The following is an 18669-nucleotide window of genomic DNA, read 5'->3' on the forward strand; positions in this document are numbered from 1 at the left end:
TCCTTATTTGATGGTGTGCGCAAAGAATTCGATCACTAAGGGTAATTTTTCTTCAAAATCTTCCATGGCATGATTGCCATGAGCATCCGTCAAAATCAATGAGGATGGTGTTGCAGCACTATAATAGCGTTGTGCTTGACGATAATCCAAAATTTCGTCGCCTTGTTGCAATAAGACGAGTATTTTGTCAGCATTTTCAGGTTGTTTCAGTTCCAGTTGTTCTAACTGTCGTAACTGAACATGATCAATTGACCATAGATCATTCACCTTATAAGGCATGCTTTCAACTTGAAATAACTCATCAAACAGCTTCCATGGTTGCATAGCAGGGTTAATCAGTACAGCCGGAACATTATATTTCGCGACAAAATATGTCGCAAAAAATCCACCAAGACTACTGCCGACTAAAGCTACCTTTTCTAAAGACTGAATCATTTCTGAAACTTGTGCTACGACCTGATCTGGAGATCTATTTAAATCTGGCAAATGCACATTTATGCCCAATTCGCTACAATATTGCTTAAGGCTCAGCCCTTTAATCGAAGAAGAGCTGCTATTAAAGCCATGGAGGTAGATAATATTCATATATTTCCCTCTTAAATTGAGAATAAACTCACATTTTTGTTCTCAGTTTGTATATAAAAACCCTATTGTCAGACAAGAAAAACGTCTCAACTTACCATTCATCAGTATTTTAAAAACATGTGTTATTTAAACTACTAAGATGGAAACGTTAGCTGCCGTTCATAAAAAGTACAGCTTAAAACGTCGGTTATAACGTAAATGGGGAAAAGATATGCCGAGCTTAACACCGTTACATGAAACTTATTGTAAATGGGATCGTACGCCACCAAGTCAGGCCGACGTACTAGAAGGTTTAGCTCAACTGTTCAGCACCAGCTTAAATGGTGTACATGAATTAATACAAGTCATTAATATTGAAGTGTTAAAAAATGCTTTTGGTATTAGTGCTCAAAATGCTAATAATTTTCAAAAACGCCCATCTGTGCAAAAGGTCTACCAGTTTTCCTATGGTGCCTTACAAAAATATGGTCGTTATTTTTTAGCGCCGGGTTTACGTCGTATTATTGAAAAGTTTCCGACCCTTCATGAAAAGCCGTTAACACCCGCACTTCATTTTTTGGTGGGTATTTTAAATGGTATCTTCGGAGACTATCTGCTTAAGCAACATAGTCCACTTGCCTTGCCGATGGTGCTATATGATCACTACGGTGCAATACAACAAGGCGAACTTGCAGGGCGTATCGTAATTTTAGTTCATGGTTTGTGTATGAACCATCTTACTTGGTCAAATGCACACTATGGTGGCATTGGTGAGCGTCTGTTAGCACAGCGTGACCATAACACCATGCTATATTTAAATTACAACACAGGTCGCCGCATTTCAGCCAATGGGCGCAGTTTTTCAAACTTATTAGAAGATTTAGTACAGCGCAATCCAAGAATTACTAGTATTGATTTAATTGGTCACAGTATGGGTGGCCTGGTTTCCCGTAGCGCACTGTTTTACGGTAAACAAAATATGTACCAATGGATTCATATGGTCGAAAACCTCGTCTGTATTGGTTCTCCACACCATGGTGCAGTACTTGAGCGTTTTGGATTTGCTATACAAGATAAGCTCGGAGCTTTTCCATTTGTTGGATTACTGGGTCAGCTAGTTAATATCCGTAGTAATGGCATTTTAGACTTACGTCATGGTAGCGTTCGTGATGATGACTGGGAATATATGGATGCCCGTATTGGCATGATGGATGACAACCGTGCGCCGGCTCCACTACCCTCCCATATCAATACCTTTTTAGTGGCAGGAACACTCGAGTTTGAAAAGGTGCGTAATAAAGCGCTTACCGTGATTGGTGATTACTTAGTGAGTGTGAAAAGCGCACTGGGCGAACACCCAAATCCACGTTTTCAGCTTAAAGTTCCAGACTCACATAAAGCGGTGTTTTATGGCTTAAATCACTTTGAAATTCAGTATCACTCAAGTGTTGCCGAACAGATTACTCGCTGGTTATATCCTCATGTGAATGATTATGTGCAAGACGGTATTCAAACCCATATTATTGATATGCCGAACTATACGCTTGAAGATTTAGAAGGAATTGTAGAGACGTAAAAAAAAGCCCAACTTATGTTGGGCTTTTTACACTAATTAGCTTTTGTAGCAGGAAGAACCCCTATTGTCTCACATCCTAAAGTAGATGAAATACACTTTAAATTACTATTAAAAATAGTTTTTATAGATTGAGTTTTTCCTGTTTTATAAGATTTTATATTTGCTAAATAAATATATTGCCCTTTTTTTGAATCATATGTTAATTGATCTCCTTGTAAGATATCGGTCGACTTACTTTTATCCTCACTATCTGAATTCAAAACTGGTACTTCAATAAAATTATTATTTATCAAATTATAAAAATATGCATTTGCAGTGAAATTCTTATATGGTTCTTTCACATAATCTATATTACTATTTTCCCGAATCCTAAAAGCCACAATATTTTTATCATTATATAACAATGTAAAGTCAACATCAGATTTTAAAGGAACTTTACTTTCAAAAATATTGTAAACCGCTTTCCGATTTAAAATTTGAACTCCATATTTTTTTAAAGAATATTTAATCTCTTTTTTAGTTTTATTGATATTACCAAAGTCTACTAATTTAATTTTTAAATTAGGATTTACAACTGTATATTTATTATAAGAATCTATATATTCTATAGGTGAATTTATTTGGGTAGAATCTTGTAAATAATCATTCCATTCGCTATTTTCTTTTGCATAACAAATATTGAAAGAAATACTGCAAGCTATCATCGCTGCAAAAGAATTTAAAACTTTCATAAGTACCTCAAAATTAATATGGTAAATTTGCATTTATAAATAGGATTGGGTCAATTCTTCCATCTAACCCATCCCTAATAATGGAGCGCTTCTGGCTTCAAAATGAAGATGAGCACCTTTGAAGGTGTTAGTTAACTTATTCATATTATCTATTATAGTATTTTAACTAATTAACTCTTCAGTATCGTTTATTTTATAACAGAATATGCATCATTTAGATCATGCTCACTATTACTATATATGGTTTTCTCATCTAACCGTGGTGATTTATGATCTGCAGCATTTGAGGAAATACATATGTTGAAAAACAATAAAAAACCAATTCTCATTATATGGCATCTATAAAATCAATACTATTATTTTAAAATTCTAATAAAATATTAAAATTAAATAAGCCTAAAAGTAAGTTAGACTTATTTAATACAAATAAAAATATTTAATAAAGATAAAATAATAACTATTATTTATCCTTAAAGAAAAAGTTTTTTCTACCATCTATAACATAATGGGAATAAAGGTAATAATTTCCTTTTCTAAAGATAATTTTTCCAAATTTCTCATGGCTGTTAGCATCAAACAAGTATAGATCTTTATTTTTTTCTTCCACCTTACATGAATAAGTTTTATCCATTTGAAAACCAAAAATAGAGAAAATACACTTTTCTGATGTTAGTGTTAAAATTACTTCCCTAGTTGCAACATTATCTCCTAGAAGTTTTTCTGAGCCATAATAATGATAGGTACCATTCCAATTATCGCTATATGCAAAAGTATTACTAGAGATCACTATCAGCAATAGTAAATATAATACCTTCATATTACTTCCTCAAAAGATCTAATAAGTTTGCATTATTATATTGTATATTTTTAACAACTTTACATTCTCCTTTGCTTTCTATCAAAAAATCAATAAATTCACCATGTGTAGGCGTATCAAATTTAACAGTAACTATATTGTTAGTCGCTTGCAATATATTAAATTCCCCTAAATCATCTTGAGAATTATTTAATATATTAAAATCTATATTACACACTCCATTTGATTTACCTCTACATTTATAATCATTTAACAGCATAGTAGTTAGTTGATTATTAAAAAATTTAGAGATAGTTTTTTTATCAGCACTCTCAACAATTTTATTTCCATTTACAGGAAAAGTTTTATATAAGTTTGTAATTAAACTTTTTGAGTCTTTAAAACATTTCTCATCATTATTTGCACTTACGCAACCAGATAATATTCCTAAAGAAATAAGCACAAATATTTTAAGTTGCATTTAACACCTCTAATTAACATCACTGAATTCTAAAGTATCTATAATTAACTTTATCCTTATAGATAACTTGACTTTTTTGTCTAAAATCTGAAATCCACTGTGTACCATCATAACCTGCAATATGCCCATATTGATGACTAGCAGTTTTAGTAATTATGTAAATATCACCTTTTTGTGGATGATCAAAAGCAGGAGTAACCTCTTTATAACCATTTTTTATTAAAGTTGGGCCCCAATCTGATGCGGGAACAGGATGTCCAGTTGTATCTGCACCAGCAGCCTCAAGAGCTATTCGTACATATTTTGCACACTTCCCTTGGCTTTTTGATTCCGCCCTTTTTCTTAATGTTTTTGCAAAAATATCCATATCAAGATTTGTTTTTTTGTTACTTTGACTAATTTGTTCATAAGCACACGTAAAATCCGTAGCTTTATTTTCTTGCTTCATACCATCATTATAGTGTTTTTCTATTTCTCTCTGTACTTCCCACACCTTGGTCGAGCCATTTTTAATACCTTGGTTGACAATTTTCTTGCCATTCCTTTTAAATTCCCCATCCTCTTTCATAAAAATAGGATTTTGATAATATGGACTTTCTAAAAATTTTACAGAAGTTACTTCTGCATCTTTAGGCGCCGCATAAACAATATCGTCATTCCCTAATCTATTTTCTCTAACATTCTTAGGATAATTTACCCATAAATATAATCCAGTTAGAGTCTTAATCTTTGTATGAGCCGAACTTAATTGATAAAATTTTTCTACATAATCTAATTGCTGTATTGCTGTCATTTTTGCTAAATCAGATCTTTTAACTTTTAAATCAATTGCAGCACCTTTACCAAATTGTATGAGTCCAACATAACCACCGTCGGCACTATCTGTTAAATTCTTTCTTGTAAAAGTACCAACTTTGGGGCTGAATGTACCGGTAGTTTCTAAATGCATAACAGCCATTAATTGGCTTGCCATATTCTCTGAATCATTAGGCCACAAATTTTGTGCTATTTTTATAACTCTTTTCCTAAATTCACAACTAACTTTAGATCCCCAAGCCAAATTATATTGCTTACAAATACATGGTGAAGTTGCATTAGTAGCAACTTTCATTGGTTTTCCTGACTCTTTTGTATATTCATCAGTTATATCTTTTGACTCTATTCTTTTTTGAGGTTTATCTGAGGTATTTTTATTATTATTTTCATGTGAATTTACTTTCTGAGTAGAAGATGATTTATTATTTTCATGCTTAGATTGTTTGTTATCAGGACTTTTCTTAGAATCACTTGATGCACCTTTATATGGAATTTTAATAATTTGTCCGACATCTATATGATCAGGATTTTTTAATTTATTTAAATGTACAATTTCACTAACTTTACAATTAAATCGATGAGAAATTGAAGATAAGTTTTCTCCTTTTTTTACTTTATGCGTTAAATATCTATAATTACCAGGTTTATTCGTTGATTTTGCTAAGGTAATATTATCTAATAGTATTTTTGATGATGTTACTCTTACTATCTCCTTCTTATAAATAACAGTGTGTCTAACTTTTTCTTTCAAATCACCTGTTATAATATTTTTTAAATATACATAAAGAGTATCGCCTACATCTCTACTTATCATTACTGTTAAGCCATTACTATTTGTCATTCCAGAAGCAATAGTTGTGCCCTTTTCATTCTTAATAACATGATATAAATTAGGTATATTATTACCAGTAAATAATTCAACAAACCTAAACTGAATTAAACCTTTCTTATTCATTTCCTCTCCCCCTAATTAGAATTATTATTTAAATTAGAATCATTGTTGGTTTCATAGTCATCAAAATCCTCAAACTCTTCTGTTTCTTTATGCCATTTATCAGCACTATATCCCACTAAAACCTTCATTTTGTCAGGCGTACTACTCTTGAATCTTTCTGTTCTTCCTAATTCATCTAAATTCCCTTGCGTAACTCTTTGATTTTCAAAAATTGCACTATATTTAATACTTTCGAAATCACTCCATTGAAAAATCTTATACAAATCAATTCTATTACTATAATCAAAAGAACTAGGTAACTCAGGAACCTCATAAGAAACCTTTGCCCCACCCGTAAATAAATGCTGCCCAGCTTTACTTTCAAACTTACCGCCTGTTGTTGAAAATACGCCATTGGCATTAATTTTGAGCTGTGACCCACCTGCCGTTAATACAATTTCTTTTGGACTGGTAAGCTCGATTTTTTCTTCAGTAGAAATGAGCTTAATGACTTTCTTGGCAATTGCTTCAATAGCATCATCTTGTGCTTGTAGTTCGAGCTTTCCTTTTGCTGCATAAGCACGCAAACCCTTTTGAGCAGCGAACAAACTGATTTTGTCTTGTGCATGCCCAATAATATTTTTCTGTGCACTCAAATTAATTGAACCGCTAGCACTTTCGGCAATATCTTGCGACGCTTGCAAAATAATATTTTCAGGTGTTGTCAAAGCAATGCCATTTGGCGATGCTAATAACATAAGCGCTTGTCTAAAGATTTTGCCTTGTTCTTGCTGTTTAGTATCGGAACTACTTTCTAAACCTTGGGTATAACCCTCCATAAAGCCTTGTAAAGAACTCAATGCTTTAGAAGGTGATACTTCCAATTTACTGCCTTTACTAAAAGTTCCGCATACACTCATTAGGTCAAAGTCCTTAGTCTCGACATTCGCTAAGACTTTTCCGACCTCTTTAATACTCTCAAATGGATTTTTATGAATGCGATCTTTAATGCTTGCAAGCTTACCTTTAACGATGTCGGCACCATGTTCTTCAACGTTTTCGATGAATGCTTTTAAGTTTTCCACCGCATCTTTGGCATCGCTAAAGAAAGCATTAAATTCATCTACAACGCCTTTTGCGTTTCCGCCTAGAGCACCAATATCCTCAATAAAGCCGCCACAGCTTTTGAGTGCATGAATAGGGTCGTTATTAATGCCTTCCTTAAACAGATTTACCGTACTATTTAATGCTTGTCCTGTGGTTTTTAGCTCAAGCGACTGGATGAATTTGGGTAAGCGATTAATCACGTTTAAAGCATCAGTTTGTTGCTTGGCTGCAACTTCACTGAGCATTTTCATGCTTTCATAGCCTTGTGAAAGTAAAGATTGTGCTTGTGCAGCCTCTAAATGATCTGCAATCGCTTGCTCTTGTGCATAGGTACTAATGAGCATGCCTTTACCCGCACGCACAGCTCCCCAAGCATCTGTTCTGAGTTCAAAGCCTTCACCTCGGCCTTGGCTCGTCTCTTGTTCTTTTGGATGGCTTAAATTACCCAAATTCAGCTGTGTTGCTGCATGACTACTTTGGAGTTGAGTACTGATTTGTCCGGTTGTGTCATCAAAGCGTAATTGGTTGAAGCCACTGCCATTGATTTCTTGACTGCGAATCCCGCTCAATTTTTTAGTCGCAGGAAGTTGCCCTTTTACATCGAACTTGGTGGGTGAGCGCTGCGCTTCATGGATGCGCCCAGTCACAAATGGACGGTCAATATTGCCGTCAAAGAAGTCAATGACAACCACTTCTCCAATACGTGGTAAGAAACGTGCGCCATAGCCTTCTCCTGCCCAAGGAGTCAGTACATCCACCCAAGCCGAGTCGGTATCATTGTCATTGCTACCTGCACCACCGTCATGGCCATGATCATCACTACGGGTAAATAGAAAACGTACCTTAATGCGTCCCCACTCATCGACATGAATGGTTTCTCCCTCTGGTCCCACGACTTTCGCTCGTTGTGGGTAGGCAATGGGGCGGTGCTGTTCTGGATTATATTCAGGCGCAGTTTTGATTTGACGGCGTATTAGAGTCAGCTCATTACCTTGACGTTCGATGTCATCATAACCATGTTGATCCCAACGACTTTGGGTTAATAACTGGCTAACTTGCTGATGTAAATCTTTAGGTAAGTTATTTTGGTTATAGAAATTTTTAGCAATGATCAAGAACTCTTGATCTGCCCCTTCATGCTGATCAATTTCAGGGTGCTCGCGTAGATTAAACCAATACCCGACTTGGCTATCGCGGACACTACTATAGGCTTTAAAGTATTTAGCCCGACTCGCATGCATATCGGTGAAGTGTTGATTTAGTTTTTCTAATTGACTACTGCCTGAAGCGGTTGCCTGATCTTCCCCTTTTAAATCTTGCATCCAAGCCGGGCTTACGTGCCATGCTTGTTCAAGACTTAAAGTGGCTGAGTCGAAGTTGTCTGAATGTGTATGTGTAGTAACAACCGAACCATTACCCTCTTCTTGTGCAAGGGCATCGGGTTGCCAGCGCTGCACATGTACCGCGGTTGGTTGTAAACTCCGCACTGCAACAAAGCCAGTAATACTATCTTGATATTCGGTTGCGCTACTTCTGTGATAGCGAATACTACGACGCTCTAAAGCCTGATACTGGCTATTGTCATCAATTAATCTTAGTTTTTGAGTTTGTATTGGCGCAGTAAAATGCGGAACAAAAAGCTCTGTTTCATCAATGAGCCAACTAATACCTTCACTTCGCCATAAGCGTGTAAGAAAGTCATAGTCAGACTCATTATGCTGCATAGTAAAAGGTCGAATATCATAGTTTTGACCTAAGCCACTCAAGTCAAGACTTAAACTCGCAGCAAACAGTGGACTTTTTTCTTGCCACTCTTTAAATAAAACTTCGGTAATTTCTACGATACTTTTATTCATAAAAACACGACTATTACGGCGTTTGTGCCATAAATTTGTCGCATCTTCTATAGTCAGCTTATAAAGCGTTAAAGCACCATCACTTTGTCCATAACTGGCTTCAGTCACAATACCTGTGGTTCGGAACAATTGGCCCGAATCTGTGACCTGATCAACAGCGACCTGAACGCCAATAAATTGCTTCAATGCAATTTGGGCATTGGTTGAAAGGCAGATCAATTCCGCCACTAGGCCACCATTCAACTGATGTTGACCTTCTATACGTTGTAAGAATATTTGGTTATTGAGTAGTTCATTAGAAAATTGTACATGGATAGCACGTTTCTGAGCATTTAGCCCTATTTTTTCCAAGACACTAAATATATTAAAAACCATTTTTTTATAATCATTAGGATATACAAACGGCTGCACTTTATAAAAAACAGAACTATCTGTCTACAAAATTATGCGTTATTTCTATCAATTTTTCTTATATTTTCACTTGTTCGAATATGATTAAAAAAAGCCCAACTTAAGTTGGGCTTTTTTTAATCATATTAAATTCACTTTTTAGCAGTCTTAAATGCCGGATAAAAACGGAATAACTGCCATAAACAAACCAGTAAAAGTAAAAGGAAATAAACCAAAGACCATACTGGTAAAGACTGACCTAAAAAAGTCCAGTCAATTGCAGCACACTCACCTGAACCAGAAAGCACTTCTTGTAAAACTGCTTTCATGGGTAATGCATCGATTAAATAATTTAAACCTGGTCCACAACTTGGTACTTGGTCTGGTGGTAAATGCTGTAACCAAACATGACGGCCTGCCACGCCCACTGACCATAAAATTGCAATGCCTGCTAAAAATGCATAGAAGCGTTTAATCGCATTAGAAACTGGGTTATGCAAAAATGCAATGAGCGCCACAAACCCCATTGCCATTAAGCCAACACGTTGAAAAATACAGAGCGGACATGGCTCTAACCCTTTTACATGTTCCAAATATAACGCAAAAGACATGCCGACAATGCTTGCCAGTACAAGCAGTCCACTCACCAAACGGTAACTTAATCGCATGTAAAACCTCATTTTTATCTATATTGTTCAAGATATTGATCAAAACTGATCTGACTATCTTGTTCAAGTTGTTCTTGCTGCTGTAAAGATTGTGCAGCCAATTGTTCAAAATATTGCAAAGTCTCTGCACTGATTTCATGCTTTTCATAACTTTCAGCATGCATCTGTGCCATATGACTGCCAAAGCTCCAGGTTCCACCATGCTTTAACGTGTCATCAATCACATGCGCAGATAGTGTTTCATCTACTTCATCAATACGTTCTTGCATCACGGTCAAAGCCGAGCTGTACAGATCTGTCGCATAGGTCTGATCGAGTAACTTGGCACAGTCCTGCATATTAGAAATGTGCTGACGTGCCCAATCTTCAATATGGTAAGACCCGTTTAAATCAGTAATCGTCGCATTTGGCGCTCGGCCACGATTGACCACTTCTGTCTGGTTCTTCTCAATCAAATCTTGCTCGGGACATAACAACTCAGGGCTATCACTGAGCAAGCAATAAAGCGCCAGAGCCTCAAGAAAACCAGCTGTTGTTTCATTTACACCAATTGGTGAATATGGATTTACATCCACTGCACGAAGTTCAACATAACCCACTCCTCGATTTTTCAAGGCTTGAGACGGTGTTTCTCCCGCGTGCGGGACCTGTTTTGGACGCACGAGACTGTAATATTCATTCTCGATCTGTAAAACATGATCATTAATTTGCAACGGTTCACCAGAGGCATCATTTAACCCTAAACGGCTAAATGGCGGGTAAGGAGAATGTACTGCTTTTTGTAAACCAGCCAGATAACCAGATAAGTTGTTGTAATGGATACCTAAACTTTTTTGTGCCGAGTTCTGGTAGCCTAAACGTCCCATCCGTAATGCTGTAGCATACGGTAAATAGTATGACCCTTTGATTAAAGGCAACAAATGATGTTCATGTCCGGTCAAGAAACAACGACAAACCGATGGACTCGCCCCGACTAAGAACATAACCAGTGGCGTTAAACGAATAAAGTTACGAATAAGCCCAAAATAACGGTGGCTACGATAATCTTGCAGACTGAGTGCTTTTAATTTTTCGTCAGTTTCATGTTCCTGCAAGGCAGAAAAAAGTGAATCAGGGAAAGATAAATTATAGTGGACGCCCGAAATGGTCTGCATACGGCGACCATAACGAATACCCAAACCACGGCGATAAAGTGTCTTAAAACGACCAATATTAGAAGTACCGTATTGAGCTAATCGAATTCGTTCTTCATTGTCATCTAGCATACATGGCATAGACAAGGGCCAAAGCTTTTCACCATTTTCTAAATGACGATGCACAACGGCATGAATATCGGTGAGCTCATGTAGGGCATCCTCAATGGTTGGCTGTGGTGAGGTAATAAACTCCATTAACGCTTCAGAATAATCTGTGGTGATTTTCGGATGTGTTAAAGCTGAACCTAATGCCTTTGGATGTAACTCTTGTGATAAGAACCCATTACTTTGCATACGTAGGCTTTCACGTTCTATTCCACGTAACATGCCTTGTAGTAGCGACGAATCCACCCAAGCAGGAATAACTGATTGAGATGGTGTAGTGGGTTGACTCATGCATTTGCTCGCTTATAAAAGATCACTATATACAAAATCGTGACATGATATGGATATTGATATGATCACATCATTTCGGTTTGGCAATTTTTATCACAATCTTGTTATTTAAGACACGAAAGAATTGTGATTTTATTGAAGAATAATTGCTAAAGAGTTGTCAATATCATGAACGATCAAGACATTTTAAACTTCTGGTTTTCACCTGAACACCGTTCACTTTGGTTTGCAAAAAGTGATGATTTTGACAAAAAAATCCGTGATCAATTTGCAGATGTTCATCGGCAGGCAACTCGAGCAGAACTTTGGTCTTGGCGGAAAACCCCAGAAGGTCGTCTTGCAGAGATTATTGTGCTAGATCAGTTTTCTCGCAACATTTATCGTGATCAACCTGAATCTTTTGCATATGACAGCCTCGCTTTAGCTCTGTCACAAGAAGCAATTAGCTTACAACTCGATGCACAGCTTAATCCTGACCAGCGCTCATTTTTGTATATGCCATTTATGCATAGTGAATCAAAATTGATCCATGAGTTTGCTTTAAAATTATTTCAACGCCTCGGCAATGAAATTAATTTAAGCTTTGAGAAAAAGCATAAAGTGATTATTGATCGCTTTGGACGTTATCCTCATCGCAATGCCATCCTTGGACGTGTTTCAACACCAGAGGAAACCGAATTTTTACTAGAACCGAACAGTAGTTTTTAAGACTTCTCTTTTTTAATGCTGAGTCATCCATTCTTCCATGCTCAGCTGGGAGTTCACCATGAAATATCTCTCTCTTTGTTTAGCTTTAGGCACTGCCTTAACTCTAAGTGCTTGTTCAACTATACCAAGCAAACCAAAAACCTTCGATCAGCTTGGCCAGTTTTCAGCCTATCCGTTAAATGCTCAAACGTTTCGAATCAGTTTCCAAGCTGACTCAAACATGAGCTATGGAACAGCTGAAGAAATTACTTTAGTGAAATCAGCACAAACGACCGTACAAAAAGGCTTCCGCTTTTTTAAAGTACAAAATGACCCAAGTAATCAAAGCCAAAAACCACCTCGTCAGGCTGTGGTTTATCCAGCTGCACCGAGTTTTTATCCGTATGGTTATGGGCGTCGTTATCCGGGTTTCTGGCATGATCCGTTCTATGATTTCCCACAAGTGGTCAATATCGACCCTGTTCAAGTGTCGTATACTATTGAATGTTATCGGGATCAAAAGCAGGCCCCTCAAGACGCTTTTGATGCAACGTTAATTCTCAAATCCATCGGACAAAAATATGGCTTAAGTCCGACAGGAGAGTTGTTACCACCGCCTGAACCGCCAGTAAAACAAAAATGAATAGGATGACTGTATGAATATGGCAGAAGAAGTACACCATGCACCCAATCTGAAGCGCAGCAAATATTTCGCTACCATGGCGCTTGTTATTGTAGTAGTGCTGTGGATTGGGTTATTGATTGCCAATCGCTTTCTGCCTGAGTATACAAACTTAATTCATATTTTGATGTTAGGTGCGGAAGCTGGCGTAGTGGGTGGACTAGCAGACTGGTATGCGATTACCGTTTTGTTTCGAAACCCATTTGGTAAGCTTCCTATCCCTAAATTTTTGCGGGATCATACCGAAATTATTCCGCGCAATAAGGCCCGTATTGCAGAGTCAATGGGCCGCTTTGTGCAGGAAAACTTTCTGTCACCTCAAGTGGTAGAGCGAAGCTTAGAAAAAACTGACCTAAGCCTTGCCATTGGTCAATGGCTAGCAAGCCCACAAAACAATACGCAAGTGGTACAGCTTATTCAGCAAACTGTACCTAAAGTTTTTGAATTTGTGAGCCAAGAACAAATTGCCAATTTCGTGCAAAACAACAGTGTGCAATGGGTGCGTAACACTCAAGTCAATAAACTTGCGAGTGAAATGCTGCGTGCAGTATTGGAGAATGATTTCCACCAAGATGTATTGCAGCGTGGTCTCGATATCGCGCATGAGTGGGTGGTACAAAACCCAGATAAAACTCGTGAATTAACCCGAAAAATGTTTAAAGCACTGGGTGTCTGGTCACTTGCAAAAGGTGCAAGCTGGATTGGTATTGATGTTCAGCAGCGCACCATCGATTCATTGGTGGAAAAAGTAGAATCCATGCTGGCCGACCACGAGCACCCATGGCGACAGGAAATTGAAACTATTGCCCATTCGCTTATGCTGGAGCTAGCAAATCCTGATAGTGTTGCCAGTCAACGTTTAAATAGCGGTAAAGATGCGCTACTAGATAGCCCTCAAGTTCTAAATTTCATTAGTGGTGCTGTCACTATTTTGTGTGATGCCATTAAAGAAGATTTAATGAAAGAAGACTCTGGTATTGCAATGAACCTCAGAGCTGCCATTCAGCAGTTGGGTGAAAACCTTGTCCAAAATGTAAAAGTTCGTGAAGTTCTCAACAAAGAAATGACAGGACTTGCCATGAACTTTACGGACCAATATAGCCATAAAATCATACGCTATGTGAGTGAGCGCATTCATGAATGGGACTCACGTGAAATGATTGGAAAAATTGAAAACGAAGTCGGTGGTGACTTACACATGATTCGTGTCAACGGTGTTGTGGTCGGTGCATTTATCGGTTTAACTCTAGGTGTAATTCGCGCAGCGATTGAATCGATTTTATAACGTTAATAATTATCTTAAGAGAATAACATGCTACAGCTTCAGTCAAAATTGCCCGCACAAGGGGTAACTATTTTTAGTACCATGACGGCAATGGCACAGCGCTTAGGTGCACTTAACCTTTCACAAGGTTTCCCGGATTTTCCTGCACCGCCTGCTTTGCTCGAAGCTTTAGCTCAGGCAACTTTGGCTGGACATAACCAGTACCCACCTGGTGATGGCATTCTCGCGCTACGTGAACAGCTCGCTTTACAGTTTCAGCAGCGTGATCAAATTCAACTTGACCCTATCACAGAAATCACAATCACCCCTGGCGCGACCATAGCAATTTTCTGTGCCATACAAGCCTGCATCAATGCAGGTGATGAAGTCATTATTTTTGATCCGAGTTATGACAGCTATGGACCTTCTGTCGAGTTAGCAGGCGGTAAAGCTGTTCGTATTGCTCTACAAGCACCTGACTTTAAAGTGAACTGGCAACAAGTTAAAGATTTGATTAACGATAAAACCCGTATGATTGTGGTGAATACACCCCACAATCCAACTGGCACCATTTGGGAAAAACAGGACTGGTTAGAACTTATTGAACTGATTCAAGATAAAAATATTTTGGTTTTATCCGACGAAGTCTATGAACACTTAGTTTTTGATGGTCAACAGCACTTTAGCGCGTTGCATTTTCCAGAGCTTAGAGAACGTAGTTTTGTGATTGGCTCTTTTGGAAAAACCTTTCATGTGACAGGCTGGAAAACCGGTTACTGTGTTGCTGCACCTGAATTAATGCGTCTATTCCGGCAAATTTATCAATATGCAAATTTCTGTGGTACGACCCCTTGTCAGATTGCGCTTGCGCAATATATGCAGCAACATCCAGAACATATTCAGGAACTTTCACAGTTTTATCAGACTAAACGAGATCGTTTTAATCAGGCAATTCACAATAGTCGTTTTTTATTTAAACCATCTCAAGGGACTTATTTCCAAAACCTTGATTACAGTCAGATTAGACCCGACTTAAACGATGTTGAAATGTGCCAGTTTCTTGCCGAGCAACATAAAATTGTGGCTATTCCTGTTTCAGTGTTTTACCAACAAGCACCTGAGTCTTTACGCCTGATTCGTTTCTGCTTTGCTAAAAATGATGAAACATTGCAAAAAGCAGGAGAAATCTTGAATGAATGTTAATAAATTTAGAAACTTAGCATAGTAAAACACTACAAGAAATTTCAACTAAATATGCTAAGTTGAATGTCCGCCCCGCTCATCAAAGAGATGGGCGATGGAGAACACATGCCACCAAGACAGTCTTTAATACATCAGCAAAATCTATGGAAAACATTTTTTGTTTTCTTATTGCCGCTCATTGCTACCAATATCTTGCAAAATTTATCTGGCACCATTAATACCATCTTCGTTGGACAAATGATGGGTGTCGATGCAATTGCCGCAGTCTCTGTTTTTTTCCCTATTTTATTCTTGCTGCTCGCTTTTATTATCGGAATTTCGACAGGTACCACCGTGTTAGTAGGGCAAGCATGGGGTGCTCAAAATATTGAAAAAGTTCAAAGTGTGGTGGGTTCTACTCTTTTTATGACCATCATTGGTGGAATCATTACAGCGATTATTGGTGTATTTTTTGCCCATGATATTTTAGAGCTTTTAGGCACTGATCCAAAGGTAATGCATCTGTCTTTACCTTATGTGCAATGGATGCTCGCAGGTAGCCCACTTCTATTTGTTTATATTATCTATACCTCAATTTTACGTGGTGTAGGTGACAGCACTACCCCTTTACTGGCGCTGGCTTTAACCAGTGTAATTGGTTTAGTGATTACACCGATCTTACTTAAAGGTTATTTTGGTTTACCCGCTCTAGGGATTATTGCTCCAGCAATCGCAACAATTACGGGTTATGTAGCTATCTTAATTTTTCTTGCGATTTATCTAAATAAGAAAAAGCACCCACTTCGACCGAACCGCCAACTTTTGCAGCATATCCGCCACAACCCAGAATTGAGCAAAATTATTTTACGTCTGGGTGTGCCAACTGGTATTCAAATGATTACCACCTCTATGGCGGGACTCGTGATTGTAGGTTTAGTTAACCGCTTTGGTGCTCATGCCACAGCTGCCTATGGTGCCGTGAACCAAGTACTCAACTATATTCAGTTCCCTGCTTTGTCTATCTCAATTGCTGCTTCAATTTTTGCAGCTCAAGCAATTGGTGCAGGTAAGTCAGACTTAGTCGCACGTGTTACCCGCACAGCTTTAGGCATGAACTTTTTATTCACAGGTGTGTTAATTGCACTTGGCTATCTATTTTCAAAATATTTGATGGCCTTATTCATTACCGACCCAACTGTGGTGGTATTAGGACAGCAGCTCTTATTTATTGTACTTTGGGCAATTTTATTTTTTGGTGCAGGTGCTATTTTTGCATCAATCATGCGGGCCAGCGGTACAGTTACCGTCCCAATGCTGTTAAATATCTCGGCTATTTTGTTAATTGAAATCCCATGCGCTTACTGGTTTAGCTCAATGTGGGGGCTTAAAGGAATCTGGATTGCTTATGCCTTGGCATTTGTGAGCCTTTGTATCGTTCAAGGCTTGTATTACCAGTTTATCTGGAAGAAAAAGAAGATCAAAGTTCTTATTTAAAACAGCTTAAGCCTTATAAAAAAGCCATCAATTGATGGCTTTTTTAATTTAAATCTTATTTCATCCATTTGGTTACCACGGTTGAAGCACGTTGATATCCAGTTGGGAACAAACGCTGAAGTGCATCAAGAAATTTTGCATCACTACCAATCAATAAACGACGTTTATTTTTCAAAACGGCATCTAGAATTTGACGAGCTGCTTCTTCTGGTGGAGTACGTAGGAATTTATCAAAGTTTTGAATAGATTTAGCTGGGTCCATACCCAAACTACTCAAACTGTCATTCATTTTTGCAGCTTTAGCAATATTGGTGCGAATGCCTCCCGGATGTACACATAGCGAACTTACGCCACATTTTTCAATGTCTAACTCTTGGCGTAACGATTCGGTAAATCCACGCACCGCAAATTTGGTTGCATTATAGCCAGACTGAGTTGGCTGAGCTGTTAAACCAAATAAGCTCGAAATGTTAATAATGTGCCCATCTTGAGTTTGCTTAATGAACGGTAAAAATTCTTTGGTACCGTAAACCACGCCCCAAAAATTAATTCCAACAATCCACTCTAAATCTTCGTAGCTTGCGCCTTCTACAGTTGAACCTAAAGCGACACCAGCATTGTTAAAAATGAGATTAACAGAGCCATGATCTTGAACGGTTTCCTGTGCCCACTGCTTTACCGCTTCACGATCAGAAACATCCAACTTTTTAGTTGTTACAGTAATATTACTGTACGGTTTTAATAGCTCAACAGTTTTCTCTAAACCCTTTTCATTAATATCACTTAATGAAAGATGGCAGCCTTGTTTCGCCAACAGAATTGCTAATTGTTGCCCAATGCCAGAACCTGCACCTGTGATTGCAGCGACTTTGTTTTTAAAATTTTTCATTGTCCATCCTTTGTTTTTCGATTTGCACAACCGGTTCATTGCATGTGCACTTTAGACTCTTTTAATATAATTTTGACAATATTCATTGTCAATATAGTACACTGTAATTTCAGATAGATTGGCACAATTCTGCTGACGGCTTTATCATAAGCCTCAAACTTGCTGAAAAACCGAAAAATCAGGAAACCATTTATTTATGGCGACAAACGACTCAACCAATAAAAAGAAAACAAAAACTGCGGGTAAAGAACGCCAGTTCAAAGGATTATCTCTTTCTGAGCGTAAAGAGGCACGCCGCGAAAAACTCATTGAAGCCGGTATTGCGACTTATGGAACCCTTGGCTTTTTTTCAGTGACGGTAAAAGATGTCTGCCAAGAAGCAAAACTCACTGAACGTTATTTTTATGAATCATTTAAAAAGAGTGAGGATTTATTCCAAACTATCTTTTTAAAAATGATTGAAGAATTACAGCAAAACTTAATGCAAGCTGTGATTAAGGCTGCACCAGATCCAGAAAAAATGGTCGATGCAGGGTTGAGAGCGCTACTGACAACCTTAAAAGATGACCCTCGTTTAGCTCGTATCGTCTATGTGGATGCCGTTTTGGTTCAGGAATTACATAATCAGGCCACCATTCAGGAAACCCTTGCCCAGTTTGACCGTATGATTCAAGCGTTCGTTATGCTGACCATGCCGCAAATACAGCACAAGGAAAATGAGCTCTCTTTAATTGCAACGGGCTTAAACGGATATGTGACTCAAATTGCGATTCGATGGGTCATGGGTGGCTTTGAGCAGTCTCTTGAACAAGTTTTAACAGCCTGCCGTATCGTTTTCTTGTCTTTGTTGGCACAAGTTTCAAAATAATATTAAAGTTTTTTGACACTGCTTTCAGGCTAAAAACCTAGCAGGAAGCAAACTGTTAACATATTGAATGGCTTTAAGAAAATTTATGCATC

At 37.8% G+C, this 18669-nt stretch carries 16 protein-coding genes and 1 pseudogene; 7 read left to right on the forward strand and 10 right to left on the reverse strand.

Features of this window, described 5'->3' with window-relative positions; all coding sequences use genetic code 11:
* Positions 1–3: 3 nt before the first annotated feature.
* On the reverse strand, positions 4–585 hold the full coding sequence (locus CSB87_RS08885; RefSeq protein WP_006582448.1) for a YqiA/YcfP family alpha/beta fold hydrolase: 582 nt from the start codon (positions 583–585) through the stop codon (positions 4–6).
* Positions 586–796: 211 nt separating this feature from the next.
* On the opposite strand from CSB87_RS08885, the gene CSB87_RS08890 reads away from it, so the two are divergent.
* A complete protein-coding gene (locus CSB87_RS08890; RefSeq protein ID WP_017393076.1) occupies positions 797–2140 on the forward strand; it encodes an alpha/beta fold hydrolase in 1344 nt (447 codons plus the stop codon).
* 32 nt (positions 2141–2172) lie between these two features.
* On the opposite strand, the gene CSB87_RS08895 is transcribed toward CSB87_RS08890, so the two are convergent.
* From CSB87_RS08895 to gshA, 8 genes and pseudogenes are all read right to left on the reverse strand, one after another.
* The gene (locus tag CSB87_RS08895) at positions 2173–2904 is read right to left on the reverse strand and encodes a hypothetical protein (protein WP_016803563.1); all 732 of its coding nucleotides are present in this window, start codon (positions 2902–2904) and stop codon (positions 2173–2175) included.
* Positions 2905–3062: 158 nt separating this feature from the next.
* A pseudogene (locus CSB87_RS20055) lies at positions 3063–3200 on the reverse strand (DUF1311 domain-containing protein); the annotation flags it as partial.
* A 131-nt stretch (positions 3201–3331) separates the two neighbouring features.
* A complete protein-coding gene (locus CSB87_RS08905; RefSeq protein ID WP_016803562.1) occupies positions 3332–3688 on the reverse strand; it encodes a DUF5991 domain-containing protein in 357 nt (118 codons plus the stop codon).
* Position 3689: 1 nt separating this feature from the next.
* Entirely contained in the window at positions 3690–4148 is a 459-nt protein-coding gene (locus CSB87_RS08910) for a hypothetical protein (RefSeq protein ID WP_002053790.1), read from the reverse strand.
* 19 nt (positions 4149–4167) lie between these two features.
* Positions 4168–5919, reverse strand: coding sequence for a muramidase family protein (locus CSB87_RS20260; RefSeq protein WP_002054054.1), 1752 nt, complete (start codon positions 5917–5919; stop codon positions 4168–4170).
* 11 nt (positions 5920–5930) lie between these two features.
* Positions 5931–9236 (reverse strand): type VI secretion system Vgr family protein, encoded by a 3306-nt coding sequence (locus CSB87_RS08920; RefSeq protein WP_146128707.1) that lies wholly within the window; start codon positions 9234–9236, stop codon positions 5931–5933.
* 167 nt (positions 9237–9403) lie between these two features.
* Positions 9404–9919, reverse strand: a complete 516-nt coding sequence (locus CSB87_RS08925; protein WP_002053747.1) for a disulfide bond formation protein B — start codon at positions 9917–9919, stop codon at positions 9404–9406.
* 14 nt (positions 9920–9933) lie between these two features.
* Positions 9934–11511: a glutamate--cysteine ligase gene (gshA, locus tag CSB87_RS08930; RefSeq protein WP_002053847.1), complete on the reverse strand. Its 1578-nt coding sequence runs from the start codon at positions 11509–11511 to the stop codon at positions 9934–9936.
* A 168-nt stretch (positions 11512–11679) separates the two neighbouring features.
* Here gshA and CSB87_RS08935 point away from each other — a divergent pair, with 168 nt between their 5' ends.
* From CSB87_RS08935 to CSB87_RS08955, 5 genes are all read left to right on the forward strand, one after another.
* A complete protein-coding gene (locus CSB87_RS08935; RefSeq protein WP_004884950.1) occupies positions 11680–12219 on the forward strand; it encodes a DUF924 family protein in 540 nt (179 codons plus the stop codon).
* Positions 12220–12277: 58 nt separating this feature from the next.
* The gene (locus CSB87_RS08940; protein ID WP_004884951.1) at positions 12278–12841 is read left to right on the forward strand and encodes a CC0125/CC1285 family lipoprotein; all 564 of its coding nucleotides are present in this window, start codon (positions 12278–12280) and stop codon (positions 12839–12841) included.
* Between the two features lie 13 nt (positions 12842–12854).
* Positions 12855–14165: a DUF445 domain-containing protein gene (locus CSB87_RS08945; RefSeq protein ID WP_004884953.1), complete on the forward strand. Its 1311-nt coding sequence runs from the start codon at positions 12855–12857 to the stop codon at positions 14163–14165.
* Positions 14166–14192: 27 nt separating this feature from the next.
* The gene (locus CSB87_RS08950) at positions 14193–15347 is read left to right on the forward strand and encodes a pyridoxal phosphate-dependent aminotransferase (protein ID WP_004884954.1); all 1155 of its coding nucleotides are present in this window, start codon (positions 14193–14195) and stop codon (positions 15345–15347) included.
* 105 nt (positions 15348–15452) lie between these two features.
* Positions 15453–16820 (forward strand): MATE family efflux transporter, encoded by a 1368-nt coding sequence (locus tag CSB87_RS08955; RefSeq protein ID WP_004884956.1) that lies wholly within the window; start codon positions 15453–15455, stop codon positions 16818–16820.
* A gap of 55 nt (positions 16821–16875) precedes the next feature.
* On the opposite strand, the gene CSB87_RS08960 is transcribed toward CSB87_RS08955, so the two are convergent.
* Positions 16876–17709 carry an SDR family NAD(P)-dependent oxidoreductase gene (locus CSB87_RS08960; RefSeq protein ID WP_002053911.1) on the reverse strand — a complete coding sequence of 278 codons (834 nt, stop codon included), beginning with the start codon at positions 17707–17709 and terminating at the stop codon, positions 16876–16878.
* 196 nt (positions 17710–17905) lie between these two features.
* On the opposite strand from CSB87_RS08960, the gene CSB87_RS08965 reads away from it, so the two are divergent.
* Entirely contained in the window at positions 17906–18577 is a 672-nt protein-coding gene (locus CSB87_RS08965) for a TetR/AcrR family transcriptional regulator (protein ID WP_002053829.1), read from the forward strand.
* Positions 18578–18669 lie beyond the last annotated feature (92 nt).

This window comes from Acinetobacter sp. AR_0276 (assembly GCF_003000705.1).
Lineage (GTDB): Bacteria > Pseudomonadota > Gammaproteobacteria > Pseudomonadales > Moraxellaceae > Acinetobacter > Acinetobacter nosocomialis.